The following is a 24,828-nucleotide window of genomic DNA, read 5'->3' on the forward strand; positions in this document are numbered from 1 at the left end:
CGGCTGGTCTCCGCTATTGGCCGTTTAGGGTGAGGAAGCGCCCGTGGGCGTAGAAGATCGGTTCGCGCTCGACACGGTCGAGCGTCACCTTGGTCACCAGCCCGATCAGGATCAGATGCGAGGCGCGTGCGATGATTTCGCCGACCCGGCATTCGAACATGGCGCGGGCGCCGACCAGCAAGGGGGCGCCGGCGTCGCCACGCACCCAGGAACCCGCCGAGAACCGCGCCACGCCCTTGGCCGTCGTCATGCCGCCGAACACGCGCGCGACATTTTCCTGGTCCGCTGCCGGTAGATTGACGGAAAAACCCATGTCCTGCCGGGTAAGCGAAGCGAAGGTGCTGTTCTTGTGCACGCAGGCGAGCAGCGAAGGCGGCTCGGCGCTGAACGAACAGACGGCGGTTGCCGTCAACCCGAAGCAACCATGCTCGGCATCTTCGGCAGCCAGGATCGCCACGGCACCGGCCATCGCACGCATGCCTTGCTTGAAGCCGCGCGGGTCGACCGTGCCGTGCGCGGGCAGCGCGCCGGTTGCCACGTCCATCAGTTCATCCTCAACCCGGCCTGGCGCATCAGCGGCAGCACGCGGTCGCAGAAGAACGGCAGGTCGTAGGTGTAGTTGACGAAGGAGAGGGCGGCGCCTGCATAACCCTGCTCCATGATGCGGATCAGGTCGTCGACGATCTTCTCAGGCGTGCCGACCAGCGGGTAGGTGCCGGCGCCGCCGGCAAAACGCTGCCGGTATTCGGTGAACGCCTTGTCGTCGTGCGAATGGGCGAATTCCTTCTTCTTCTTCATATGCTCGTCGACTGCACCCTTGTCGGCGAGTTCGAGCGCATAGCGACGGTAATAGTCCTCCGCCTCCTGCTGAGTTTCACGGCAGACCACGTGGCAGACCGTGTAGACACCGACGTCGCGGCCGACTTCGGCGGCGCGGTTGGCGATGTCGACGACATGGGCGCGACCTTCCGAGATTTCGGAAAAGGTCGAGAACAGATAGTCGCAATGGCGCGCCGCGTAGTTGCGGCCCGGCGCACCGAAGGCGGCGTTCATCGTCACCGGGCGCGGCGCCTGCAGGCTGGCTGGCCGGCTCACCACGCCCTTGAGGTCATAGAATTCACCGGCGAAGTCGAACGGCTCGCGCGACTTGTAGGCGCGTTCGATGATGGTGATCCATTCCTCGGCCTGGTCGTAGGTGCGTTCGCCGACCGTCTGGCCGAACATCGCGAACTCATCCGGGTTCCAGCCGCAGACGATGTTGAGCCCGGCGCGGCCGCCCGAGATATGGTCGACGGTGGCCAGCGCCTTGGCGGCCTGCAGTGGATGGACCAGCGGCACGTGCACGGTCATGAACAGGGCGATGTTTTCCGTCGCCGTCGCCAGTCCCGCCGCCCAGGTGAAGGTCTCGAACGACCATTCGCGGGCATGGGTGACGCCGCCGAAGCCGCGCCAGCGCGCGATCGGCAGCAGGAATTCCAACCCCGCGCTATCGGCGATGCGCGCCGCGTTCAGATTGTCGTCCCACCGGGCACGCCACCGCTCGGGCGCCGTCGTCATCGCCAGGCCGCCATCGGCGTTCATGGAGAAGACGCCAAGCTTGAACTTGTTCGGGCCCTTGAGCGGATGCGGCTTGATCATTTGCTATTGTCCCTGGGAGCGCCGGCCTTCCTCGCCGGCGGTTTCCAGCGCTTTGGTGAGCGCGACGAAACGCTCCTCGGCATGCTGGATGAAGGTGGTCATGTGGTCGAACGCGGCCATCGAGTCGCGGCTTGCGAAGGCGTCGTAGAGCCTGCGCATGCCGGCCAGCACGACCGCCTGCGTCGGCTGGTGCGTCAGCGTGCCGAGGCGCACGACCTGCACGTGGTCGGCGAAGCGGGCGATGGCCGAGGCAAGCCTGTCATTGTCGACGGCTTCCAGCCATGAGCGGCGGAAGCGGACATTGGCCTGGAACAGGAGCTCGGCATCGGCGGTCGCGACGGCTGCCTCGGCATCCTTCAATGCAGCGGCCAGGCGCTCCATTCCGGCGGCATCCAGCGTGCGCGCGGCATGGGCCGCGGCGCGCGGCTCCAGGCAGCGCCGCACCTCGAAGATGTTGGCGACATCGGTCGGCGTCAGCGTTGGCAGCATGAAGCCGCGCGTGGTGCCAACGAGATATCCCTCATGCGTGAGCTGAAGCAGGGCTTCGCGCACCGGCATGCGGGACACGCCGAGATTGCCCGCGATTTCCACGTCGACCAGGCGGTCGCTGGGGCCGAGGACGCCGCGATGGATGCGGTCGCGGATGTCTTCGTAAATCTGCGCGCGCAGGCTGCTGCCGGAGCCCTTGAACGGCCGGGTCATCTCCTCAGACATCAGACCCTCCGTAAATCAGTATACTGTTTTTCATCATTTTCCCGCCATGAGATGTGTTGGTTGTTCGGCGTGTGCACGACAGGATTGGCTCAAAACATCAAATTTCACCAAAGCTAACGCGCATTTTGAAAGAAGCGCAAGCTGGTCAGTAAAAAATTTTAGGCTTGAACAGTATACTGTTTCGTGCGTTATTAAGTCAGCAGAGAAGAGCAAAGCCCGCAGCAGACGTGGCTTCGTATGGCTTTTGGGAGGAATCGCTATCATGACCTTGAGCAGAAGTCGTGCATCCGCCTATCCGGCGAATGTCCGGCCCTTTCCGCCGCTCGAGGGCATTCGCCCGCAGATCCAGGACCTTCGCACCGAGAACATCGCGCAGCTGGCCGCCAAGGCGCAGAGCCTCGGCGATGTCATCCCGCTCTGGTACGGCGAGGGCGATATGGTCACGCCGGGCTTCATCATCGATGCCGCCAAGGCGTCGCTCGATGCCGGCCAGACTTTCTACATCCCCAACATGCGCGGCCTTGGCTCTTTGACCGCAGCGCTTTCCGATTATCAGAGCAGGCTGCATGGCCGCCCGATCGCGGTCGACCGGTCGACGGTGACGCCCGGCGGCATGCATGCCGTGATGCTGGCGATGGAACTACTGGTCGATGTCGGCACCAACGTCGTCTACATCGAGCCGCAATGGCCTAACATCCACAATGCCATCCATCTGGTCGGCGGCGAGCCGCGCCCGGTGGCACTGGCCTTCGATGGTGAATGGCGGCTCGACCTCGACGCCGTGTTCGCGCGCTGCGACGCCCGCACACGGGCCATCTTCCTGTCGACGCCCAGCAATCCGCTGGGTTGGACGGCGACGCGCGAGGAGCTGCAGGCACTGCTCGATTTCTCGCGGCGAGCCGGCATCTGGATCGTCTCCGACGAGGTCTATGGCCGCCTCTATTTCGACGGCGAGGTGGCGCCTTCCATGCTGCAGATCGCCGAGGACGACGATCGTGTCCTGGTGGTCAACTCGTTCTCCAAGGCCTGGGCGATGACCGGCTGGCGCATCGGCTGGCTGTCGCATCCGACCGGTGTCGCCGACCAGATCGCGGCCATGACGCAATATGCCAACAGCGGTACCGCCGCCTTCGTGCAGGCTGGTGCCGAAGCCGCGCTGCGTCAGGGTGAGCCGCTGGTGGCGGAAATCCGCGAGCGGGCCAGGCTCGGCCTCGACATTGCTTATGAGGCGCTGGCCAGGCTAGACGGCATCATCCTGCCGTCGAAGCCGAAGGGCGGCATGTATGCGTTCTTCGCTTTCGAAGGGCAGGATGATTCGCGCGAGGCCTGCGCCCGCGTCATCGAGAAGGCGCGTGTCGGCCTGTCGCCGGGCTACCTGTTCGGCAACGCGTCGCGATCTTTCCTCAGAATGTGCGTGCTGCGCGATCCGGACCAGATCCGGCAAGCCGCCGCGCGCATGGTGTCGGCACTTTCATGACGAAGGGTCGCGTCCAGACAGGCCCATCCCGCCGCAACGAACCGGTGGATAAATAGAAGGGGAACCAGAATGCTCTTGAATCGCCGCAACTTGATCAGCGCCTTTGCTGCGCTGACGATGGGCCTCGGTGCTGCGTCGCTGGCGCATGCCGAAACCTTGCTCGTCGGCGCCTATCCGGCCAACCCGCCATGGGAAAACAAGCTCGAGAACGGCCAGTTCGAAGGCTTTGAGGTCGATCTCGTCAAGGAGATCGGCAAGCGCATCGGCTCTGAGGTCGAAATCCAGGACCTCGGCTTCCAGGCGCTGTTCTCGGCCACCGTTTCAGGCCGCATCGATCTTGCCATCTCCTCCATCACCATCAACAACGACCGCTTGCAGAACCAGGCCTTCACGCAAGGCTACTATGACAGCGACATCGCGCTGGTAGCCAAGAAGGACACTCCGCTGAAAACGCTGGAGGACATGAAGGGCAAGACGGTCGGCGCCATCTCGGCTTCGGTCGGCGAGGCCTGGATCAAGGCCAACACCGAGAAATACGGCATCAAGGAATATCGCGGCTACGACACGCAGCAGAACCTCATCCTCGACGTGCAGTCGGGCCGGCTCGATGGCGGTGCCATCGGCGACATTGCCGGCTTCCAGTTCGCTTTCACCAAGATGCCTGACATGGCGGTGGTGACGGCAATCCCGACCGGCGACAAGTTCGGCATCATGATGAAGAAGGGGTCGCCGCTGCTCGAAAAGGTCAACGGCGCCATCGACGCCATCAAGAAGGACGGCACCATGGCCGCGCTTCACAAGAAGTGGCTGGGTGCGGATGCCGCCGCGGATTCGTCCACCAACAAGATCCTGCCTATTCCACAGGCCCAGTAAGCCCGGCGGGGGCTTGGGAGATGCCGGTGGCGACACGTTGGCGCCGCCGGCATCGCATTGTCAGGCGGGCTGCCAGGGGCAGCCCGCTACGTTAAAACTAACCGCGACCAATCCTGGCCATCACCAGATCGCCGGCTGCCTCCGGGCCAGCGGCAACAGCAACGCGGACGGATCGTCACGATGGGATTGTTAGAAACCTTCTTCAACTGGGACGTTCTTGTCCGTGCCTTCCCGATGCTGATCCGGGGGCTCGGCAACACGCTGCTGCTTGGTTGCGCGGCCATTGTCTTCGGCGGACTTCTCGGCTTGGGCGTCTGCCTGATGCGCCTCTACGCGCCGAAGCCGCTGCGCCTGCTGGCAGTCGGCTTCATCGACATCTTCCGCGCGACGCCGATCCTGGTCGTGCTGATCATGATCTACTACGCGCTGCCCTTTGTCGGCATCCGGCTGTCGGCCTTCACTTCCGCCACGCTCGCCCTCTCGATGGTGCTGGGCGCCTTCACGGCGGAAGTCTGCCGCGCCGGCATCGAGAACATTCCCAAGGGCCAGTTCGAGGCGGCGGCGGCCCTCGGCTTGCCGTTCTGGACCGCCATGCGCAAGGTGATCCTGCCGCAGGCGCTGCGCATCGTCGTGCCGCCGCTCACCAGCAATGCGGTTTCCATCTTCAAGGACACTGCGCTGGCTTCGGTGGTGGCGATGCCGGATCTGCTCAAGCAGGCGACCGACGCGCAGGCTTTGATGGCCAACCCGACACCGTTGGTGGGCGCGGCCCTGATCTATCTGCTGTTCCTGTGGCCGCTGGTCCGGCTGGTCAGCTGGCTGGAGCAGCGCTCCAAGGCTGATCCGAGGGCGTAATACCAACGGTCATTTAATGACCGTTGGAGCGCGCGACTGCGCGCCGCGCCCGTTGGCGCGAAGCCAAGTGGCCCGGATGGGCCACGCCGGCGATTGAGGTGCCCTGGATGTGTCAACGTCCAAAAAGGCCGGTCAGGTGAAGCCTGACCGGCCTTTTGTTGATGACAATCAGCCGATGCGTGCGAGCACCGCCACGGCACGGCCGCGCCTGTCCAGCAAGGTCAGCTTGCGGCGGCGCTGGTCGATGCGCCAGCTCCGTGCTTCGCCGAGGGCCGCGTGGAACTTACTTTCCTGGTCCATGATCGCCGGCGCGCAGGCCATCTGCGTGCTCATCAGCGAACCGAAGCGGATGCGGTTGCCGGTGATCTTTGCGCTGCCGCCATAGCCATTGCAGCCGCCCTTGCCGGATACGCCGCCATTGGGGTCGATCTTCAGCGTGGTCTGCAGGTTGTCGATCACGCCGCGACCGTTGATGTCCTCGGCAAGCCATTCGCCGGCAATGCCGAGTTCGGCGCTCGGTTCACCCGCAACACGCTCGACGCGGATCTCCGTGTTGTTCGGTCCGCCGTCGAAAACGGTATGGCGCGTCGTGTTGATGAACAGCAGCTGTTTGCCCTGGGTTATGCGGGCCTGCAGCGCGTAGGTGCGCCCCTTGCGGATCTGGCTTGAATCGAACGCCAGCCTGTAGCGGATCGGGCTTGCCCTGGCGCGGCGGATGACATGGCGGGCGATGGTCCTGGCAGGTGCATCGGCCAGCGAGATGTCGACCAGAGAGACCTCGACCGTCGAGTTCGGCGGCAGCATCATCCGTTCGCGATAGGTCACCGTTCCGGTCAGCGTCATGCTTCGCGCTTCGGCCTGTACCGCAGGCAAGGCGAACGCAACGGCCATCAGTCCGATCATGTTGCGGCGGTTGAGGTTCATCATGGCAATCCTTTCCGTGGTTGGCCGGTCCTGCGATGGTGCGGACTGGCCGGACTGTCTCCCTGTCGTGCTCTTAAGAGGCAAGGTATGAACCCTTGCTGAACAGCTTTCGGTTGCGACTTTGGCGGTGACGGCAATCTAGATTATCATGTCTGGTCAGGTGTGCATCCTGGTCGAAACAAGCCTGTTTGACTTTTGTCAGTCGTCGTGAATAATGTCGAAAACGAGATTTTCGACCATGGCGATCCGGGCGGCAGACCAGATCATTCACAAGGCAGCGTGGCTTTATTACACGCATGGACTGCGCCAGGACGAGGTGGCGAAGAAGCTCGATATCTCGCGCGCTTCCGTTGCCACCTATTTGCGCAAGGCGCGTGAGACCGGCATCGTCAACATCTCCACGTCCACCCAGCTTTTCACCGAAGATACGCTGGCGCGGGAAGTGGAGGATGCGTTCGGGCTCACCACCGTCTGGATCGCGCCGCAGGACCGCCAGGCGCTCGATGCCGGTATCGAAGTGCCGGCCCTTGCCGCCGGGGTTTTCCTCGAACTCGTCAATCGCGGTGACCGTATCGGCGTCGCCTGGGGCCGCACCGTCTACGCCGTTGCCGATGTGATGTCCTTTGCCGACCTGCAGGACGTCACCGTCGTGCAGCTCTGCGGCAATCTCGGCGCACCGTATTCGCAGCGTCCCGACCAGTGCACCATGGAAATCGCCCGGCGCCTCAACGCCAGGGGCCTCAACTTCTACGCGCCGTTGTCGCTCAGTTCCGAGAGGCTGGCGCGCGAACTGCGCGACGAGCCGGTCATCAAGGAGCAGCTCTCGCTGGTCGCACGCTGCGATCTGGCGCTGTTTTCGGTCGGCACCATTGATGCCGAAAGCCACATCGTCAAATGTGGTGCGCTGACGCCGGCCGAGATGTTCGCGTTGCGCGACCAGGGCGCGACAGGCGTCATCGCCGGCCAGCTCATCGACGCCACCGGCAAGCTGCTCGATTGTGACTACAACCGGCGTGTCATCTCCGCCGATCTCGCCTCGATGCGCGCAATCCCCAAGCGCATGATGGTGGTGCAGGAAGACAACAAGCTGGAGCCGCTGCAGGCAGCCCTTGCGGGCGGGCTCTGTTCCCATCTCGTACTCCCCGCCGGTCTGGCACGGCGCCTGCTCGAAGCGGCTCCGCGCCTGTCGCAAAAGCAAGATCAGCCTGACCTATAAAAACCCGACAGCCACCGGCAGGCCGAAACGCCTGTCGGTTGGCCGATGCATGCAACCTGACCTCTCTATCCCAATTGAAAATGTGGACGACCCGATGAAAAATCTCTGGAACGACGCCGAAGCCGAAAATGTGGTGAAGGCCTATGCGGCAAAGGGCGTGGACCGTGATCTCGCGCTGCGGGTCTACACCACACGCCTGCTCGGCGGTGAGCCGAGGCTCGTCCTGCATGGCGGTGGCAACACTTCGGTGAAGACCAAGGTGACCGACTTTGTCGGCGACGAATGGGATGTACTCTGCGTCAAGGGCAGCGGTTGGGACATGGCTGTCATCGAGCCGCAGGGCCTGCCAGCGGTGAAGCTCGGTGCGCTGCTCAAGGCACGCAAGCTGGACAGCCTCTTGGATGAGGACATGGTCGCGCTGCAGCGCGCCAATCTGATCGATCCGTCCTCGCCGAACCCGTCGGTCGAGACGCTGCTGCATGCCTTCCTGCCGCACAAATTCGTCGACCACACCCATTCGACCGCGATCCTGGCCATCGTCGACCAGGGCGGCGACAGCGAGGCGCTGTCGAAGAAGGTGTTCGGCGACAAGATGGGTTTCGTGCCCTACATCAAACCGGGTTTCGACCTCGCCAAGGTCGCGGCCGACGTCTACGACGCCGATCCGAGCGTCGAAGGTCTGATCCTCGACAAACATGGCATCTTCACCTTCGGAGATGACGCCAGGCAGGCTTACGATCGCATGATCCACTATGTGACGATGGCCGAGGACTATGTCGCGAAGAACGGCAGCAACCCGCCGAAGCCTGCGTCGCTGCCGGCCACGCTGGCGAAGCCGGAAGAGGTCGCCTCGATGCTGCGCGGCGCCGTCGCCGTCGCCAGGGGTGAGGGCCGCTTCGACCGAATGGTCAGCGATTTCCGCACGTCCGACGCCATCCTGGAATTCGTCAATTCGGCCGCCATTGCCGACTACGCTGCTGCCGGTGTCTCGACGCCGGACCTGTCGATCCGCATCAAGACCGGCCCGATGGTGTTGCCGGCGCCGGATGCGTCCGATCTTGCCGGTTACAAGGCCGAGATCGGCAAGCGTGTCGCGACCTACATGGCCGAATACACCCGCTACTTCGAAGAAAATGATGCGCTCGACGGCGTCAAGCGCACCATGCTCGATCCGATGCCACGCCTTTCGCTGGTGCCGGGACTTGGCATGTTCGGCCATGGCCGCACGCTGAAGGACGCCAGGATCGCTTCCGATGTCGGCGAGATGTGGATCGAGGCGGTCAAGGGCGCGGCAAGCGTCGGCACCTTCCGTCCGCTCGCCAAGTCCGACCTGTTCCCGCTCGAATACTGGTCGCTCGAGCAGGCCAAGCTCGCTTCCAACAAGCCGAAGCCCCTGACCGGCCAGATCGTGCTGGTCACCGGCGGTGCCGGCGCTATCGGTGCCGCGACAGCCAAGGCCTTTGCCCGTGAAGGCGCGCATGTCGTGGTGGTCGACCTCGACGCTGCCAAGGCGGCGGAAGCGGCCAAGGCTGCTGGTAACAACTCGATCGGCGTCGGCGCCGACATCACCAATCCCGCCGAAGTACGCGCGGCCTTCGACCAGGCGGTTAAGCTGTTCGGTGGCATCGACATCGTCGTCTCCAATGCGGGCGCCGCCTGGGAAGGCATGATCGCCGACATCGACGACGCCCTGCTGCGCAAGAGTTTCGAGCTCAACTTCTTCTCGCATCAGAGCGTGGCGCAGAATGCGGTTCGTATCATGCGCGAGCAGGGCACTGGCGGCGTGCTGCTGTTCAACGCCTCCAAGCAGGCGGTGAATCCGGGTGCGAAGTTCGGCGCCTACGGCCTGCCCAAGGCTGCGACGCTGTTCCTGTCGCGCCAGTACGCGCTGGAATATGGTCCGATCGGTATCCGGTCGAACGCCGTCAACGCCGACCGCATCCGCTCCGGCCTGCTGACCGATGCCATGATCGCCAGTCGCTCCACCGCACGTGGACTGTCTGAGAGAGACTACATGTCCGGCAACCTGCTCGGCCAGGAAGTCACCGCTGACGACGTTGCCCAGGCGTTCCTGCATCAGGCGCTGGCAGAGCGCACCACCGCGGATGTGACGACGGTGGACGGCGGCAACATCGCTGCAGCGCTGAGATAGTCTGGCTCACGCTCTGGCTTGCAGAGCGGTCCCGATAAACCCTGACGGAACAATGGGCGTCCTTGCGGCGCCCGTTGTTTTTGAATCTCTGCGTTGATTTTGTTCTGTTGAAGCAAGTGTCAGAAAAATACGACTGACACCGCCGGCATGCGCCCATAGATCTGCAACCCCGCAATCAAAAAGGGGTGCCGATGTGAATGAAGAGTCTTCCGAAATCCTTGTTCTTGGCGCCACTGGAACCGTGGGCAGTCTCGTGCTTGCCGAACTGCTCGCCGGACAGCATTGCGTCAGGTCAGGATCGCGTTCGCCGCATCCGTTGCTCGGCAACGCGCCGCATCGTCCGGTCGATACGAAAAGCGGCGCCGGGCTTTCGGAAGCCTTGGACGGGGTCGCGAAGCTGTTCCTCGTCACGCCCGACATGGACGATCAACAGGAAGCGGAACTGAGGATCGTCGACGGGGCGGCAGCGGCCGGTGTCAGGCATGTGGTGAAACTGTCAGCCTTCCGGGCCGAGGAGGAGAGCTATCTTCTGGGGCGGACACATCGGCGGATCGAAAGGCACATCGAGACTTCGGGCATGACGTGGACGTTCCTGCGCCCATCGGCCTTCATGCAGAACTTCGTCACCTACTACGCGCCGGCATTGCTCAGCGAAGGGCGGCTGCGGCTGCCCTGTGGCGATGCCCCCGTCAGCTTCATCGATGCCCGCGATATCGCAACGATCGCTGCAAGGGCTCTGACGGACCCAGCCTATCGCAATATAAGCTTCGAGATGTTTGGCCCGGAGCCGCTTTCCTATGCGGATGCGGTGCGCATCTTCTCGGCTCGGATGGGTTTCGACTGTGCGTACGAGCCCATATCCGATGAGGAATATTGCTGGCAGATCGGCGGGCCGAGCCAGACCTTCGAACGCATCGCCGATCTGTTTCGCTGCTACAGTTCCGGTCGTGCCGCGGGAGAGGCGTTCGACATGATGGGCCATGTCGGCAGGCCGTTGCATACGATGAGCGAGTTTTCCCTTGCCCATCGCGAGAGGTTCCTCTCCGGGCGAGCTCGCTGAGCGGCCAGGACGATACCTCGCACGCAAAACAGCCCGCCGAGGCGGGCTGTTCTCATCGTGTCGTCGTTGATGCTTACTTGGCGTTCGGGTTCGGCATCCACTTCGGCATGGCGACATCGGCATGAGCGAACTGTGGCAGCTTGGCCGACAGCTCTTCCATATTCTTGATGTCCTTTTCGACCAGTTCCTTCTGGGTGATCAGCGTCGGCGGCACGATCACGCTCTTGCCCGGGTCCTCGCCGGCCAGCAGCTGGGCCAGCGCACGCACCGAGACCTGGCCGACGACAGCCGGGTTGGTGGCGGCGGTGGCTGCCCAGGCGCTGTCAGGCTCGCGCATCGCGGCGATGTCGGAGGTCGAGATGTCGGCCGAATAGATCTTGACGCCCTTCGACAGGCCGGCCTCGTCCACGGCGATCTTCACACCCTTGGCGAATTCGTCGTACGGCGCGAACATCACCTTGATGTCGGGGTTCGCCGACAGAACCGAACGGGCTTGGTTGGCGACCGAGTTGGCGATCGGGTTGTCGAGAGTGCCGAACTGAGCAGATTCCTTGATGCCCGAGTACTTCTTCTTGAACTCTACCCAGGTTTCGTTGCGGCGGTCGAGCGGCGCGATGCCGGCGACGTAGACATAGCCGGCTTTCCAGCTTTCGCCATTGTCCTTGATCGCCTGTTCGAGCGCGAGGCGGGCCAGGTCGCGGTCCGACTGTTCGATCTGCGGGATCTTCGGGTTTTCGACATTGACGTCGAAGGCCACCACCTTGATGCCGGCGTCGACCGCACGCTGGGCGGCTTCCTTCATCGATTCCGTCAGGCCGTGCTGGATGATGATGCCGTTGACGCCAAGCGCGATCGCCTGGTCGACCATGTCGGCCTGCAGGGCAGCATCCTGCTTGGAATCCAGCACGCGCAGGTCAACGCCGAGCGCCTTGGCCTGCGATTCCACGCCGGCGAGGTAAGCCTGGAAGAAGTCGCCCGTCGAGAGATAGCGCACCAGCGCGATCTTGACCTGGCCCGGCTTGTCGAACGGCGCCGGCTTGTCCTGCGCCAGCGCTGGTGAGAAGCCCAGCGCCGTCGCGCCGAGCAGGCCGACGGCCAGCTTGGCGAATGTTCTGCGATCGAATTTCATTTAAGTCCTCCGCTTGGTTTTGATTGCCGCAGTTACCGTTTGGCCCTGGTCGACAGGGCGAATGTGAAGACGAGTGCGACGACGAGCACAGCCCCCTTCACGAAATCCTGGGTGTAGTAGGGCGCGTTCATCATGGTCAGGCCCTGCAGGAGCACGCCGACGAACAGCGCGCCGACGGCGGTGCCGAAAGCATTGGGCTTTGAGGCGCCCAGCACGGCGAAACCGATCAGCGCCGCCGCCACCGCGTCGAGCAGCAGATTGTTACCCGAGGCGATGTCGCCGCGTCCAAGCCGTGCGGCGAGCAAAATCCCGCCGATTGAGGCGAATATGCCGGAAATGACATAGGCCCAGATCTTGTATGCCTTGACAGGCGCGCCGGCGAGTTCGGCCGCCCGCTCATTGGAGCCGACGGCGTACATCATGCGGCCGAAGCGCGTGTATTCGAGGAAGAACCAGATCGCCACCGCCAGCACCACCAGCACCACGACGGAGACTGGCAACAGGTTCGGTGCGAAGAAATCGAAACGGTAGCGGCCGAGCGCCAGGAAGGCGTCGCTGAACTTGCCGGGGGCGACCGAACCGTCGGGCATCGTCATGCCGGCTGCGATCGAGCGGCCCTCGGTCGGAATGCGCTGCAGGCCAAGCAGCAGGAACATCATGCCGAGCGTCGCCAGAAGATCCGGCACGCGCATATAGACGATGAGGAAGCCGTTGATCAGGCCGATCAGCACGCCGATCGCCAGGCAGACCAGCACCGCCACCAGCGCGTTCTGGTTCAACACCACCATGACATAGGCGGCTGCCATCATGGCGCTTGTCGCCACCGATCCGATGGAAAGGTCGAAGCCGCCGACCACCAGGGTCGCGGTCACGCCGAGCGCCAGGATGCCGGTGATCGCCACCGACTGGAAGATGAACACCGCACTCTGCGGCGACACGAAGCCGTCGGCGGTGGAAGCAAAATAGGCAACCAGTACCGCGAACAGCACGAGGAAGCCGTAACGCACGGCGATATCACGCATTTAGGCGCAGACCTCGCTGAAGCAATTCCAGCAAAAGTGCGCAGCGGTTTTGCGCCCGGAATTGCGTAAAAACAAAGAATCAGAGCGTTTCCGCGTTTCCGTGAAAAACGGAAACGCTCTGCTCACAAACCCACCGGCTAGCTGCGCCATTCGCGCCCCCTTTATCGTTATCATTGTTCAGGCCGCGCCCCGCGCCGTCTGGCCGGCGACTTCCGCCAGCAGCCGGTCCATGTCGATACGCTCGTTCCTGTGTTCACCGACGATCGTGTGCTCGGACATGACCAGGATGCGGTCGGCGGTCTCGACCGCCTCGTCGATCTCGGTGACGAAGACCACTGTCGCGCGTCCGGCGGCACTAGCCCTCAGCTTCGCGGCGATGTCACGCCGCGCGGCGATGTCCACGCCCTGGAACGGCTCGTCCAGCATGAACAGCGAGGAGGGCTGCGCCATCCAGCGCGCCACCATCACCTTTTGCTGGTTACCGCCCGACAGCGTCGACATCTCGTCCTTCTCGGTGCGGCAGACGATGCCCAGTTCTTTGATCTGGCGGCGGGCAATGGCGCGTTCGGCGCCGCGGCGCAGTACCCCGAACGCAGAAATCCGCTTCAGGAACGGCAGGCTCATATTCTCATAGATGTTGAAGGCGCCGATGATGCCGCTTTCGCTGCGATCCTTGGCAACCAGGAAGGCGCCTGCGTTGATCGCTTCCGCCGGCGTGCGTGGGGCGTAGCTGCTTCCGTTCAGCGTCATCGAACCGGCAAGCGGCTGGCGCATTCCGAACAGCGTTTCGGCCAGTGCAGTCTTGCCGACGCCGACCAGGCCGGTAATCGCCACGATCTCGCCGTCGCCCAGGGAAAGCGAGATCGGCCTGGCGCCGTCGGCGATCACCACATTGTCGGCGGTGAAGATCGTCCTGCCGCCCGAATTGGCGGCGAAGGCGCTCTGGTGGACCTTGCGGCCGAGCATCGCGTTGACCGCGCCTTCATAGTCGAGCGGCTTGCTGTCGAACGTGCCAACGATCTGGCCGTCACGCAGCGAGACGATACGATCGGCCAGGCGGCGGATGTCCGACATGCGGTGCGAGATATAGAGAATGGCGACGCCGTGCGACTTCAAGCGGTCGACCAGCGCGAACAGGCGGTTGGCCTCGGCGCTGGACAGCGACGAGGTCGGTTCGTCGAGGATCAGCACCTTCGGTTCATGTGCCATGGCGCGCGCGATCGCCACCATCTGGCGGTCGGCGAGCGTGAGATCGGCGATCGAGGCGCTGAGGTCGATGTCGAGCCCCATGCGCTCGGCAACGGCGCGGGCCTCGCGCTGCACGCGGCGCGGGTTGAAGATGAGAGGCTGGCCTGTACCGCTGAGGCGGTCGAGTGTCAGGTTGGTACCGACGTCGAGCGCGGCGACCACGCCGTCATTGATGTTCTGGTGCACGGTGACGACGCCGGCGCGGATGGCCTCCGCTGGCGTCTTCGGCGCGAAGTCGGCGGCGCCCAATGTCATGGCGCCGCCATCACGCGAATGGACGCCGCTGATGACTTTCACCAACGTCGACTTGCCCGCTCCATTGGCGCCCATCAGCACCGTCACCTCGCCTGGATGCAGGTCGAGGCTGACGCCGCCAAGAACTTGGATCGGGCCGAAGGACTTCTTCAGATCCGCGATGCGGAACACGGCTTCTGCGGCCATATTCTCCTCCTTGACCTCGACGCTAGGAACAATCTCGTCATTTGTCAACACGATTGACAAATGACAGAATGGTTCCTAGCCTTTTACCTGTCATGACCGTTCGCTAACAGAAACGGGGACGCGGATCGGGAGGCCGACATGGCAAAAAATGCTTCGTTCGAAGCGCTGACGGTTGAAACTTTGCCCACACGGCTCGGTGCTCTCGCGGCACTGACCGAGCAGCTCGGCGACGATGTTTCTGCCTGGCGTGTACGCGAGGTCGGCGACGGTAATTTGAACCTCGTCTTCATTGTCGAAGGACCTGCCGGCTCGGTGGTCGTCAAGCAGGCGCTGCCTTACGTGCGACTGGTTGGCGAAAGCTGGCCGCTGCCTCTGAAGCGCTCCTTCTTCGAATATCACGCGCTGGTCAGGCAGGAGGCGCGCGCCGGTGTCGGCACCGTGCCCGCGATATTGCATTTCGACGAGGCCCAGGCGCTGATCGTCATGGAATATCTCACGCCGCACATCATCCTGCGCAAGGAACTGATCGCCGGTCGCGAATTGCCGCGCATCGGCGTGGACCTCGGCCTGTTCGTGGCGCGCACGCTGTTCCGCGGCTCCGACCTGCACATGGCGGCGCGCGACCGCAAGGCCGACCTTGCGCTGTTCGCCGACAATGTCGAACTGTGCGACATCACAGAGAACCTGGTTTTCACCGATCCTTATTTCGAAGCGAAACTGAATCATTACACGCCGGCGCTTGAGCCGTTGGTCGCCGAGCTGCGTGCCGACCGCGACCTCAAGGTGGAGGCGCAGCGTCTCAAGCATCTGTTCGCGGCCAATGCCGAAACGCTGCTGCATGGCGATTTGCACACTGGCTCCGTCATGGTGACCGACACCGACACCCGCGTCATCGATCCCGAGTTCGCATTCTACGGACCGATGGCATTCGACGTCGGCATGCTGCTGGCCAATTTCTGGATGTCCTATTTCTCGCAGAGTGGCCACGAACGAGATGGCTCGCGCGAAACCATGCGCGCCTACCTGCTCGAGACCGTCACCTCGATCTGGGCCGTCTTTCGCACCGAGTTTTCGAGGCTCTGGCGCAGCGAACGCGCAGGCATGCTTTATGCCCGAAGCCTGTTCGAGGATCGTGGCGACCCGCTCGGTTCCGAACAGGCGCTCGACCGTATGGTGCACGACATCTGGCAGGATCTTCTGGGTTTCGCCGGCGTCGAATGCCACCGCCGCATCCTCGGTCTCGCCCACAATGCCGATTTCGAGACCATCGAGGACGAAGCGAAGCGTGCCGTCTGCGAGGCCAAGGCGCTGCGTTTCGGCCGCCACATCGCGGTCAACCGCCGCGCCATCCACAGCATCGAAGAGGTCAACGCGTTCGCCGCGCTGATCGAAAAAGGAGCATACGCGTGAACGTAGGCGGCAAGCATTTTCGCACCATCTGGCTGAACGAGGACGGCCGTTCCGTCGACATCATCGACCAGCGCTGGCTGCCGCACGAGTTTCGCGTCGTCACCCTGTCGACTGTTGCTGATGTCGCTGTCGCCATCCGTGACATGTGGGTGCGCGGCGCTCCGCTGATCGGTGTTACCGCGGCCTATGGCATGGCGATCCAGATGCAGGCCGATGCATCCGATGCCGCCCTCGATGCCGCCTGGGAACAGCTCAATGAGACGCGCCCGACGGCAATCAATCTGCGCTGGGCGCTCGATGAGATGCGCAAGCTCTTGAAGCCGCTGCCGGTCTCCGAGCGTGTTGCCGCGGCCTACAAGCGCGCCGCCGAGATCGCCGACGAGGATGTCGAGCTCAACCGCTCGATCGGCGGCAACGGCCTTGCCATCATCAAGGAGATCGCCGCCCGGAAGAAGCCGGGCGAGCGCGTCAACATCCTCACCCATTGCAATGCCGGTTGGCTGGCGACGGTTGACTATGGCACCGCTACCGCCCCGATCTATCTGGCGGTCGAGGCCGGGATCCCGGTCCACGTCTATGTCGACGAGACGCGCCCGCGCAACCAGGGCGCCCAGCTCACCGCCTGGGAAATGGCCGGGCACGGCGTGCCACACACCTTGATCGTCGACAATGCCGGCGGTCACCTGATGCAGCATGGCGAGGTCGACATGGTCATCGTCGGCACCGATCGCACCACCGCAAATGGCGATGTCTGCAACAAGATCGGCACCTATCTGAAGGCGCTCGCCGCCAGGGACAACGACATTCCCTTCTACGTCGCGCTGCCGTCGCCGACCATCGACTGGACGGTGTCGGACGGTCTGAAGGAAATCCCGATCGAGGAACGTTCCGGCGACGAGGTCTCCTTCGTGCAGGGCAAGACCGAAACCGGCGAGATCGCCCGCGTGCGGGTGTCCCCGGAGGCGTCGCCTGCCGGCAACCCGGCTTTCGATGTGACGCCGGCACGTCTCGTTACCGGCCTGATCACCGAACGCGGTGTCGCCAAGGCTTCGCGCGACGGACTGGCGGCCCTGTTTCCTGAGCGGAAGTAGGGCCGCGAGGACCTGCGATAGTCTCCCCACGCTTTGGTCGCCTGGTTTCCGCTGAGCGGGAATGTGTCGCCGTCTCGCGGGTGGTGCATCCTTCGAGCCTCGCCCCCATGATTTTTCGCTATTATTCCAGCGGTTTGCGAGCTAGCTCCTCAGGATGAGGGCCGTCGGCGCAAACCTCTACTGCAGTGTCATCTTTCAGTTTTGGGAAGGCTTCGCACAACGGGTCCTTTTCCTGAGGCGCGAGCCTGCAACGCGTTGAAAATGCTAGCTGACCGCCATGCGGGCGAGCCTCGAAGGACGCACCAAACCGCAACATCAAACAGCCGAAATCCAGAGACGGCCTCTCCTGCCCAGACCGATTGAGCCTTGGCGGGCTTCGCGATTCGCGCAATATGGACGTTTCGGCACGGTCGTCTTTTGCTGTCACCGTCCGGGCGTATGGGAGGTGTGAGATGAATGTCGTCGACAAGCACAGGGGTGGCCAGCCGGCCGGCGCTGCCGCCTTCGCCAACCAGCCGCACCCTTACAACCCGCCGATACCGTTTTCGCTGGACCCGATCGAGGCTGTCCGCGTCAATCTGAGTGCCGCCGAACGGCGCACGTCGTCGCTTGGCGGTCGCCGCACGGTCAAGAAGGAATGGCAGGCTGCCTGGCTGGTGCGTGCCCTGCAATGCATCGATCTCACCACGCTGAACGGCGACGACACCGCCGGTCGCGTGCGCCGTCTCTGTGCCAAGGCACGCCAGCCGCTGCGCGCCGACCTGCAGGACGCGCTTGGCCTCGGCGACCGCACCATCACCACGGGCGCGGTCTGCGTCTATCATCGTTTCGTGGCCACCGCGGTCGAGGCGCTGCAGGGCTCGGGCATTCCCGTCGCCGCCGTCTCCACCGGCTTTCCGGCCGGCCTTTCGCCGCTCGACACACGGCTGAAGGAGATCGAGGCTTCGGTCGCCGATGGCGCCGAGGAGATCGACATCGTCATCACCCGCGAACATGTGCTGACTGGCAACTGGCAGGCCCTCTATGATGAGGTGAAGGCCTGCAAGGAAGTCTGTGGGCCGGCGCACATGAAGACCATCCTGGCCACGGGCGACCTGCAGACCTTGCGCAATGTCGCCCGCGCGTCCTGGGTGTCGATGATGGCGGGATCCGATTTCATCAAGACCTCGACCGGCAAGGAGGCGATCAATGCGACGCTGCCGGTTACGCTGGTGATGATCCGCGCCATTCGTGAATACCGCGAGATGACCGGGCATGTCGTCGGCTACAAGCCGGCCGGCGGCATCTCCACCGCAAAGGATGCAATGGCCTACCTCGCGCTGATGAAGGAAGAACTCGGCAACGACTGGCTGCAGCCCAATCTGTTCCGCTTCGGGGCTTCGTCGCTGCTTGCCGACATCGAGCGCCAGCTCGAGCACTACGTCACCGGTCGTTACGCGGCCTTCAGCCACCACGCTATGGCGTAACGGAGGTCTCCATGTCGATTGCTGAAATCCTGGACACGATGGAATACGGCCCTGCGCCGGAAAGCGACAAGGAAGCCGGCGCCTGGATCAAGGGGCTGGGCGGCGAAACCAGGCTGTTCATAGGCGGTGCCTGGAAGAAGGCGAAGTCGGGTGAGAGTTTCGAGACCACGTCGCCAGCCAGCGGCGAGGTGCTGACGCGCCTGGCGCAGGCGAATGCCGCCGACGTCGACGCCGCGGTCAAGGCTGCCGCCAAGGCGCAGCCGGGCTGGGCCGCACTTCCCGGCCATCTCCGTGCTCGTTATCTCTATGCCATCGCCCGGCTGATCCAGCGCCACAGCCGCCTGTTCGCGGTGGTGGAAACGCTCGACAACGGCAAGCCGATCCGCGAAACCCGCGACATCGACATCCCGCTGGTCGCCCGCCATTTCTACCATCATGCCGGCTGGGCGCAGCTGATGGACGGCGAGCTGGCCGACAGGGAGCCTCTTGGCGTCTGCGGCCAGATCATCCCCTGGAATTTCCCGCTGCTGATGCTGGCCTGGAAGATCGCACCGGCGATCGCGCTCGGCAACACCGTGGTGCTGAAGCCGGCCGAATACACGTCGCTGACCGCGCTGCTGTTCGCCGAAATCTGCCAGAAGGCCGGCCTGCCCGAAGGCGTGGTCAACATCGTTACCGGTGACGGTGCGACCGGCGAGGCCATCGTCAATCATCCGGGTGTCGCCAAGATCGCCTTCACCGGCTCGACCGAGGTCGGCCGCCGCATTCGCGAGGCGACTGCCGGTTCCGGCAAGAGCCTGACCCTGGAGCTCGGCGGCAAGTCGCCCTTTATCGTCTTTGACGACGCCGATCTCGATGCTGCGGTGGAGGGCGTCGTCGACGCGATCTGGTTCAACCAGGGCCAGGTCTGCTGTGCCGGCTCGCGCTTGCTGGTGCAGGAAAGCGTGCAGGACCGTTTCACGGCCAAGCTGATTGCTCGCATGGAGACGCTGCGCGTCGGCGATCCGCTCGACAAGGCGATCGACATCGGCGCGATCGTGCATCCGGTGCAACTGGCGCGTATCCGCGAACTGGTCGATATCGGGGTCAAGGAAGGTGCGGTTCTTCACCAGCCCAAATCAGGCGTGCCGGCGAAAGGCTGTTTCTATCCGCCGACACTGCTGACCGGCGTGCACCCGGCCGCCACCGTCTCGCGCGTCGAGATCTTCGGGCCGGTGCTTGTCGCCACCACATTCCGCACCCCGGCTGAGGCGGTCGAGCTCGCCAACAACACCGAATATGGGCTTGCCGCCTCGATCTGGTCGGAGACGCTGTCGCTGGCGCTGGACATTGCGCCCAAGCTGAAATGCGGCGTCGTCTGGGTCAACGGCACCAACATGTTCGATGCCGGTGTCGGCTTCGGCGGCTATAAGGAATCCGGCTATGGCCGCGAAGGCGGCCGTGAAGGCCTGGCCGCCTATTGCAAGCCGAAATGGCTGGCCAAGGCCAAGCCGATTGTCGCCGCGCCGGCCGTCGAACCCAATGGTGACGTTGTTTCGACCGGCTTCATCGACCGCACCGCGAAACTCTATGTCGGCGGTAAGCAGGCGCGGCCGGATGGCGGCTATTCCCGCCCGATCGTTTCGCCGTCGGGTGCATTGGTCGGCGAGGTCGGCGACGGCAACCGCAAGGACATCCGCAATGCAGTGGAGGCTGCGCGCAAGGCGACCGGCTGGGCGACGACCGCCGAGCACAGCCGCGCGCAGATCCTCTATTACATCGCCGAAAACCTTGACGCGCGCGCCAGCGAGTTCGCCGATCGCCTTGCTGCGATGACCGGCAAGCGCAAGCAGGATACCGCCCGGGAGGTTGCCGCCTCCGTCTCGCGACTGTTCTCCTACGGCGCCTGGGCCGACAAGTTCGAAGGCGCGGTGCACAAGCCGCCGCTGCGCGGTGTTGCGCTCGCCATGAACGAGCCGCTCGGTATCCTGGGTGTCGCTTGCCCGGAGGAACATGGTTTGCTTGGTTTCGTCTCGACCTTGGCGCCGGCGATCGCCATGGGCAACCGGGTCGTGGTGCTCCCATCCGCGCGCCAGGCGCTCGCCGCTACTGATTTCTACCAGGTGCTGGAGACGTCCGATGTGCCGGACGGTGTCGTCAACATCGTCACCGGCGATCGTGATGCGCTGGCGCTCGAGTTGGCCAAGCACGAAGAAGTCGATGGCACCTGGTATTTCGGCGGCCGCGATGCGGCAGCGAAGATTGAAAAGGCTTCGACTGGCAACCTCAAGCAGGTGTGGACCGAGACGGTCCAGCGCGACTGGTATGACGCACGCCAGGGTGAGGGCAGGGAATTCCTGTCCCGCGCCGTCCAGGTCAAGAACATCTGGGTGCCCTACGGCGAGTAGCGTTTCTTCCTTCCCCCGTTCTACGGGGAGAAGGTGCCCGAAGGGCGGATGAGGGGCAGCACCACGCGGCGGACGCTGGCTCTGCCCCTCACTGTCCTGTCGGACATCTCTCCCCGCAAGCGGGGAGAGAGTAGCAGCTTCGATGCGGCGCCCACGTCGAGAATCGGCTACTCGATCCCAAATCACGATCTGAGGACCTCGCCTTGACCATCACCATGTACGGCATCCCGAACTGCGACACGATCAAGAAGGCGCGCGTCTGGCTCGAGGGCCATAAGGTCGGCTACGCTTTCCATGATTATCGGGCTTCGGGCCTGGAGGCCGATCGCCTGCAGGGCTGGATCGACAGGCTCGGCTGGGAAGTGCTGCTCAACAAGGCGAGCACTACTTTCAGGGAGTTGCCGAACGACAAGAAGCAGGGCCTCGACGCCAAAAAAGCCAAGGCTCTGATGCTGGTCAGCCCGACGATGATCAAGCGTCCGGTGCTCGATCTGGGCGACCGCCTGCTGGTCGGTTTCAAACCGGATGTCTACGAGCGCGAGCTCGGCTGAGGCGATTCCAGCAAGAAGCGCTAGGCTCGCCTCTGCAGATAATCCGCCAGCGCTACCGCATTGTTGTAGCGCTCCTCATGTGCGCCGTAGAGAAGGGTGACGCGACCGTGCTCCAGCAGGCTGGCCAGTTCGCGCAGCGGCTCCTGCATGTCGGCCAGTTCGCCCTCATATCGCCTTTGGAATTCCTCCCAGCGCTCAGGCTGGTGGTCGAACCATTTTCGTAGGGCATCGCTCGGCGCGATGTCCTTCAGCCACAGGGTCAAGGCGGCTTTTTCTTTGGTCATGCCGCGTGGCCAGACGCGATCGACCAGGACACGCTGGCCGTCCGAAGCCGCAGCCGGCTCGTAGATCCGCTTGACGACGATATTGAAAGCCGTGGGTTCACCTCCATGGTGCGCCGGGCGTCCAGTCGGGCGGGATCCCGCACGACTGCTGTCAACAAGTCTCCGTCAGGCCCATTCGCCCTGGCGCATCACCGGCACCGTGCTGCCATCCTTGTTGACGCCGTCGATGTCGACCTTGTTGGAGCCGATCATCCAGTCGATGTGGATGAAGCTCTTGTTGCCGCCGCGCGCTGCGATCTCGTCCTGCGAAAGCTTGTCACCGCCGACGAAGCATTTCGAATAGCATTGGCCGAGCGCAATGTGGCAGGAGGCGTTTTCGTCGAACAGCGTGTTGTAGAACAGGATGCCGCTTGCAGAGATCGGCGACGAATGCGGCACCAGCGCCACTTCGCCCAGGCGGCGTGCGCCTTCGTCGGTGTCCAGCACCTTCTGCAGTACGTCTTCGCCCTTGGCTGCCTTCGCCTCCACGATGCGTCCTTCTTCGAACCGCACCGAGATCTCGTCGATAAGCGTGCCCTGGTAGGACAACGGCTTGGTCGAGGACACATGGCCGGTCACACGGTGTGCGTGCGGGGTTGTGAAGACTTCCTCGGTCGGGATGTTCGGATTGCAGGTGATGCCGTTCTTGGCGGTCGAAGCGCCGCCCATCCATTCATGCCCATCGGCGAGACCAACAGTCAGGTCAGTGCCCGGACCCCTGAAGTGCAAGGCATGGAAATTGTGTCCGTTCAGCCATTTCGTGCGTTCGGCCAGCGCGGCGTTGTGGGTCTTCCAGGCGCCGATCGGATCATCATTGTCGACGCGGCTGGCCGCGAAGATCGCGTCCGCCAGCTTGGCCACTGCAACATCGTCGGTTTCGCCCGGGAACACCTGCTTCGCCCAGGCGAGTTCCGGATAGGCGACGATGTTCCAGTTGATGTCGAAGCCGGTGATCTTTTCCAGTGCCGGCTGGTAGGCAATCGAATTTGCCTTGTTGGCGCGCGAAACCTTGGCCGGATCCTGGGCCGACAGCAGCGACGGGTCGTCGCCGCGCACGGCCAGCCGCGCGGCGTTGTTGGAGAAAGCTTTGGCCATGCCTTCGTAGAGCCAGCCGGCGGCGCGGTCGAAACCGGCATCGGCGCCGTAGCGGAAGCGGGCCAGCGTGATCTCGTCGTCGTTGAAGATCGGCGTCACCAGTCCGGCGCCGGCCCTGTAGGCATGCTCGACAATCTTGCGGGTCAGCGGGAGCGCTGCGATCGACGATGTCAGCACCAGGTCCTGGCCGGGCTGCAGCTGCAGGCCCACCTTGACCACCACTTCGGCCAGGCGTTCGAGCTTCACCGGATCGATGGCAGCGGAAAAATCGCGGGCGTGGGATGTCATGGTCAGGCCTCAGCTGTTGGAGATATCTATCTACATAGACCGCTGCTGCGCCGCTTTCCACACCGCATCGGCCCGAAAATCGACAGTCGATTTTCGGAAAGCACGATGCGCAGCAAAGAGTATCGGCCCGAAAATCGACAGTCGATTTTCGGAAAGCACGATGCGCAGCAAAAGAGCATCGGCCCGAAAAACGACCGTCGATTTTCGGGAGGCGCGATACGCAATCGAAAGAGCCGAGCGTTGGTCTCAGGCGATGACGGGCTCGCTGGGCGTGGCGAATGTCGCCATGGTCACGTCGATCTCTTCGCGCAGCCATGCCTTGAAGTCGCGCACCTTGCGGCTATCCGGCTCATCTGGAGCCGTCACCATCCAGTAACCGAGACCGCTCGGGGCTCGCACTCCGAAAGGAGCAACCAGACGTCCGTCCGCCAGCGCATCCGCGCACAGGAGTTGCCAGCCCAGCATGACGCCATGGCCGGCGATGGTCGATTCCAGGCACAGCATCGGATCTGTGAAGGAAGCGCCCTTGAGCAAGGTCACCGGCTCGGCCCCGGCCGCGCGGAACCAGTTCTCCCAGGCGATCATCGTGCGCTCGTCGGTGATCGCATAGGCCTTGGCGAGATCGGCTGGCGTCTTCAGTTTCGCTGCGATGGACGGCGCGCAAACCGGGAAGATCTCCTGGGCCAGCAGCAGTTCCGCATGCAGGCCGGGCCATTTTCCATCGCCGAGCCTGATGCCGATATCGACCTCGGAATTGCCGGGATCGATCAGCCTGACCGAAGCGTCGATGCGCAGGAGCACATTGGGATAGCGGGTGAAATGTCGTGACAGCCTCGGCATCAGCCATTTCGAGGCGAAGGCCGGTGCCACCGAAACCACCAAAGTGCAGCGCGAGGCATCGTCCGCCAGAGCCACGGCTTGCGTCAGTTCGCGAAAGCCCTTGCCGAGCCGTGTCGCGAACTGGTTGCCGAAATCGGTCAGCACAAGACCGGCGGGCGTGCGCTCGAACAGCGCGAGCCCGAGCTGCCGTTCGGTGCGGTTGATCTGCTGGCTGACTGCGCTCGGCGAAACGCCGAGCTCACTGGCTGCAGATGACAGCGAGCCCAGTCGTGCGACGGCCTCGACGGCACGCAGCCCGTTGAGATGAATTCGGTTCAAGGGAGCCATGAAGTTTTTCTAAACTCACGCGGTGCAAATCTCAATTGAATCTCTTCGGTTCGGTGGCAAAATCCTGAGGCTGAAAGAGAGCTGCCGCCATGACGCTTTTCTCCTTGCTGAATCCGTTCAGGGAACTGTTGCCAATCCGCCCGACCGATGGAGACATTGCCGGCTGGGTTCGTGATCCGCTTTCGCATCCGGTACTCGACACCATGTCGGAGCGCGAACTGGGCGACATGCCATTCAGGCTTACCGCGCGACGGACCGACTTTGAAATGGTACGCTGCTGCGGCGCCTGACGCGAACTGGC

Annotated in this window: 22 protein-coding genes; 12 read left to right on the forward strand and 10 right to left on the reverse strand. The window is 63.5% G+C overall.

The features are described from left to right. Positions 1-13: 13 nt before the first annotated feature. Genes AC3WTO_RS00740 through AC3WTO_RS00750 form a run of 3 tightly spaced genes read right to left on the reverse strand, consistent with a single transcriptional unit; the run spans position 14 to position 2,352 of the window. The gene (locus AC3WTO_RS00740) at positions 14-544 is read right to left on the reverse strand and encodes a flavin reductase family protein (RefSeq protein WP_492458768.1); all 531 of its coding nucleotides are present in this window, start codon (positions 542-544) and stop codon (positions 14-16) included. Then, complete coding sequence (locus AC3WTO_RS00745) at positions 544-1,638, reverse strand: LLM class flavin-dependent oxidoreductase (RefSeq protein ID WP_129410939.1); 1,095 nt, start codon at positions 1,636-1,638, stop codon at positions 544-546. The genes AC3WTO_RS00740 and AC3WTO_RS00745 overlap by 1 nt, the downstream gene beginning before the upstream one ends. Before the next feature lie 3 nt (positions 1,639-1,641). Then, complete coding sequence (locus AC3WTO_RS00750; protein ID WP_492458769.1) at positions 1,642-2,352, reverse strand: GntR family transcriptional regulator; 711 nt, start codon at positions 2,350-2,352, stop codon at positions 1,642-1,644. A 262-nt stretch (positions 2,353-2,614) separates the two neighbouring features. On the opposite strand from AC3WTO_RS00750, the gene AC3WTO_RS00755 reads away from it, so the two are divergent. The 3 genes from AC3WTO_RS00755 (at position 2,615) to AC3WTO_RS00765 (ending at position 5,557) form a co-directional block, all read left to right on the forward strand. After that, positions 2,615-3,829: a pyridoxal phosphate-dependent aminotransferase gene (locus AC3WTO_RS00755; RefSeq protein WP_492458770.1), complete on the forward strand. Its 1,215-nt coding sequence runs from the start codon at positions 2,615-2,617 to the stop codon at positions 3,827-3,829. Positions 3,830-3,898: 69 nt separating this feature from the next. Beyond that, positions 3,899-4,702 carry an ABC transporter substrate-binding protein gene (locus AC3WTO_RS00760; protein ID WP_492458771.1) on the forward strand — a complete coding sequence of 268 codons (804 nt, stop codon included), beginning with the start codon at positions 3,899-3,901 and terminating at the stop codon, positions 4,700-4,702. 180 nt (positions 4,703-4,882) lie between these two features. After that, the gene (locus AC3WTO_RS00765) at positions 4,883-5,557 is read left to right on the forward strand and encodes an amino acid ABC transporter permease (RefSeq protein WP_239366173.1); all 675 of its coding nucleotides are present in this window, start codon (positions 4,883-4,885) and stop codon (positions 5,555-5,557) included. A gap of 168 nt (positions 5,558-5,725) precedes the next feature. Here AC3WTO_RS00765 and AC3WTO_RS00770 read toward each other — a convergent pair whose 3' ends face one another. Then, a complete protein-coding gene (locus AC3WTO_RS00770; RefSeq protein ID WP_492458772.1) occupies positions 5,726-6,484 on the reverse strand; it encodes a YbaY family lipoprotein in 759 nt (252 codons plus the stop codon). Between the two features lie 235 nt (positions 6,485-6,719). On the opposite strand from AC3WTO_RS00770, the gene AC3WTO_RS00775 reads away from it, so the two are divergent. The 3 genes from AC3WTO_RS00775 to AC3WTO_RS00785 all read left to right on the forward strand — a co-directional run bounded on the left by AC3WTO_RS00775 (position 6,720) and on the right by AC3WTO_RS00785 (position 10,909). Next, the gene (locus tag AC3WTO_RS00775) at positions 6,720-7,697 is read left to right on the forward strand and encodes a sugar-binding transcriptional regulator (protein WP_492458773.1); all 978 of its coding nucleotides are present in this window, start codon (positions 6,720-6,722) and stop codon (positions 7,695-7,697) included. A 94-nt stretch (positions 7,698-7,791) separates the two neighbouring features. Then, a complete protein-coding gene (locus AC3WTO_RS00780; protein WP_492458774.1) occupies positions 7,792-9,849 on the forward strand; it encodes a bifunctional aldolase/short-chain dehydrogenase in 2,058 nt (685 codons plus the stop codon). A 193-nt stretch (positions 9,850-10,042) separates the two neighbouring features. Then, positions 10,043-10,909, forward strand: coding sequence for an NmrA family NAD(P)-binding protein (locus AC3WTO_RS00785; RefSeq protein WP_492458775.1), 867 nt, complete (start codon positions 10,043-10,045; stop codon positions 10,907-10,909). 73 nt (positions 10,910-10,982) lie between these two features. On the opposite strand, the gene AC3WTO_RS00790 is transcribed toward AC3WTO_RS00785, so the two are convergent. From AC3WTO_RS00790 to AC3WTO_RS00800, 3 genes are all read right to left on the reverse strand, one after another. Continuing rightward, the gene (locus tag AC3WTO_RS00790) at positions 10,983-12,038 is read right to left on the reverse strand and encodes a substrate-binding domain-containing protein (RefSeq protein WP_492458776.1); all 1,056 of its coding nucleotides are present in this window, start codon (positions 12,036-12,038) and stop codon (positions 10,983-10,985) included. A gap of 32 nt (positions 12,039-12,070) precedes the next feature. Beyond that, positions 12,071-13,060, reverse strand: a complete 990-nt coding sequence (locus tag AC3WTO_RS00795) for an ABC transporter permease (RefSeq protein ID WP_492458777.1) — start codon at positions 13,058-13,060, stop codon at positions 12,071-12,073. Positions 13,061-13,237: 177 nt separating this feature from the next. Next, positions 13,238-14,749, reverse strand: a complete 1,512-nt coding sequence (locus tag AC3WTO_RS00800) for a sugar ABC transporter ATP-binding protein (RefSeq protein WP_492458778.1) — start codon at positions 14,747-14,749, stop codon at positions 13,238-13,240. Between the two features lie 138 nt (positions 14,750-14,887). On the opposite strand from AC3WTO_RS00800, the gene mtnK reads away from it, so the two are divergent. The 5 genes from mtnK (at position 14,888) to AC3WTO_RS00825 (ending at position 21,654) form a co-directional block, all read left to right on the forward strand. Next, positions 14,888-16,159 (forward strand): S-methyl-5-thioribose kinase, encoded by a 1,272-nt coding sequence (gene mtnK / locus AC3WTO_RS00805; protein ID WP_492458779.1) that lies wholly within the window; start codon positions 14,888-14,890, stop codon positions 16,157-16,159. Further along, on the forward strand, positions 16,156-17,250 hold the full coding sequence (gene mtnA / locus AC3WTO_RS00810; protein ID WP_492458780.1) for an S-methyl-5-thioribose-1-phosphate isomerase: 1,095 nt from the start codon (positions 16,156-16,158) through the stop codon (positions 17,248-17,250). The genes mtnK and mtnA overlap by 4 nt, the downstream gene beginning before the upstream one ends. Before the next feature lie 452 nt (positions 17,251-17,702). Continuing rightward, positions 17,703-18,716: a deoxyribose-phosphate aldolase gene (gene deoC / locus AC3WTO_RS00815; protein WP_492458781.1), complete on the forward strand. Its 1,014-nt coding sequence runs from the start codon at positions 17,703-17,705 to the stop codon at positions 18,714-18,716. A gap of 11 nt (positions 18,717-18,727) precedes the next feature. Next, positions 18,728-21,103 carry an aldehyde dehydrogenase family protein gene (locus AC3WTO_RS00820; RefSeq protein WP_492458782.1) on the forward strand — a complete coding sequence of 792 codons (2,376 nt, stop codon included), beginning with the start codon at positions 18,728-18,730 and terminating at the stop codon, positions 21,101-21,103. A gap of 203 nt (positions 21,104-21,306) precedes the next feature. Beyond that, the gene (locus tag AC3WTO_RS00825; RefSeq protein WP_492458783.1) at positions 21,307-21,654 is read left to right on the forward strand and encodes an ArsC family reductase; all 348 of its coding nucleotides are present in this window, start codon (positions 21,307-21,309) and stop codon (positions 21,652-21,654) included. A gap of 20 nt (positions 21,655-21,674) precedes the next feature. Here AC3WTO_RS00825 and AC3WTO_RS00830 read toward each other — a convergent pair whose 3' ends face one another. From AC3WTO_RS00830 to AC3WTO_RS00840, 3 genes are all read right to left on the reverse strand, one after another. Next, positions 21,675-22,019 (reverse strand): DUF488 domain-containing protein, encoded by a 345-nt coding sequence (locus tag AC3WTO_RS00830; protein ID WP_492460005.1) that lies wholly within the window; start codon positions 22,017-22,019, stop codon positions 21,675-21,677. 84 nt (positions 22,020-22,103) lie between these two features. Beyond that, positions 22,104-23,360 (reverse strand): aminopeptidase, encoded by a 1,257-nt coding sequence (locus AC3WTO_RS00835; protein WP_492458784.1) that lies wholly within the window; start codon positions 23,358-23,360, stop codon positions 22,104-22,106. Positions 23,361-23,606: 246 nt separating this feature from the next. Continuing rightward, positions 23,607-24,527, reverse strand: coding sequence for a LysR substrate-binding domain-containing protein (locus tag AC3WTO_RS00840; protein WP_492458785.1), 921 nt, complete (start codon positions 24,525-24,527; stop codon positions 23,607-23,609). Positions 24,528-24,616: 89 nt separating this feature from the next. On the opposite strand from AC3WTO_RS00840, the gene AC3WTO_RS00845 reads away from it, so the two are divergent. Beyond that, positions 24,617-24,817 (forward strand): hypothetical protein, encoded by a 201-nt coding sequence (locus AC3WTO_RS00845; RefSeq protein WP_492458786.1) that lies wholly within the window; start codon positions 24,617-24,619, stop codon positions 24,815-24,817. Positions 24,818-24,828 lie beyond the last annotated feature (11 nt).

The organism is Mesorhizobium sp. EU05-FHT14A09, from assembly GCF_058790995.1.

What these genes read in the sequence shown, in the direction of transcription:
- deoC (WP_492458781.1), top strand. Translation starts at nt 17,703, where the DNA reads ATGAATGTCGTCGACAAGCACAGGGGTGGCCAGCCGGCCGGCGCTGCC.
- AC3WTO_RS00740 (WP_492458768.1), bottom strand. Translation starts at nt 544, where the DNA reads ATGGACGTGGCAACCGGCGCGCTGCCCGCGCACGGCACGGTCGACCCG.
- mtnK (WP_492458779.1), top strand. Translation starts at nt 14,888, where the DNA reads ATGGCAAAAAATGCTTCGTTCGAAGCGCTGACGGTTGAAACTTTGCCC.
- AC3WTO_RS00765 (WP_239366173.1), top strand. Translation starts at nt 4,883, where the DNA reads ATGGGATTGTTAGAAACCTTCTTCAACTGGGACGTTCTTGTCCGTGCC.
- AC3WTO_RS00755 (WP_492458770.1), top strand. Translation starts at nt 2,615, where the DNA reads ATGACCTTGAGCAGAAGTCGTGCATCCGCCTATCCGGCGAATGTCCGG.
- AC3WTO_RS00795 (WP_492458777.1), bottom strand. Translation starts at nt 13,060, where the DNA reads ATGCGTGATATCGCCGTGCGTTACGGCTTCCTCGTGCTGTTCGCGGTA.
- AC3WTO_RS00800 (WP_492458778.1), bottom strand. Translation starts at nt 14,749, where the DNA reads ATGGCCGCAGAAGCCGTGTTCCGCATCGCGGATCTGAAGAAGTCCTTC.
- AC3WTO_RS00835 (WP_492458784.1), bottom strand. Translation starts at nt 23,360, where the DNA reads ATGACATCCCACGCCCGCGATTTTTCCGCTGCCATCGATCCGGTGAAG.
- AC3WTO_RS00820 (WP_492458782.1), top strand. Translation starts at nt 18,728, where the DNA reads ATGTCGATTGCTGAAATCCTGGACACGATGGAATACGGCCCTGCGCCG.
- AC3WTO_RS00760 (WP_492458771.1), top strand. Translation starts at nt 3,899, where the DNA reads ATGCTCTTGAATCGCCGCAACTTGATCAGCGCCTTTGCTGCGCTGACG.
- AC3WTO_RS00780 (WP_492458774.1), top strand. Translation starts at nt 7,792, where the DNA reads ATGAAAAATCTCTGGAACGACGCCGAAGCCGAAAATGTGGTGAAGGCC.
- AC3WTO_RS00840 (WP_492458785.1), bottom strand. Translation starts at nt 24,527, where the DNA reads ATGGCTCCCTTGAACCGAATTCATCTCAACGGGCTGCGTGCCGTCGAG.
- AC3WTO_RS00750 (WP_492458769.1), bottom strand. Translation starts at nt 2,352, where the DNA reads ATGTCTGAGGAGATGACCCGGCCGTTCAAGGGCTCCGGCAGCAGCCTG.
- AC3WTO_RS00845 (WP_492458786.1), top strand. Translation starts at nt 24,617, where the DNA reads ATGACGCTTTTCTCCTTGCTGAATCCGTTCAGGGAACTGTTGCCAATC.
- AC3WTO_RS00790 (WP_492458776.1), bottom strand. Translation starts at nt 12,038, where the DNA reads ATGAAATTCGATCGCAGAACATTCGCCAAGCTGGCCGTCGGCCTGCTC.
- AC3WTO_RS00745 (WP_129410939.1), bottom strand. Translation starts at nt 1,638, where the DNA reads ATGATCAAGCCGCATCCGCTCAAGGGCCCGAACAAGTTCAAGCTTGGC.
- AC3WTO_RS00775 (WP_492458773.1), top strand. Translation starts at nt 6,720, where the DNA reads ATGGCGATCCGGGCGGCAGACCAGATCATTCACAAGGCAGCGTGGCTT.
- AC3WTO_RS00770 (WP_492458772.1), bottom strand. Translation starts at nt 6,484, where the DNA reads ATGATGAACCTCAACCGCCGCAACATGATCGGACTGATGGCCGTTGCG.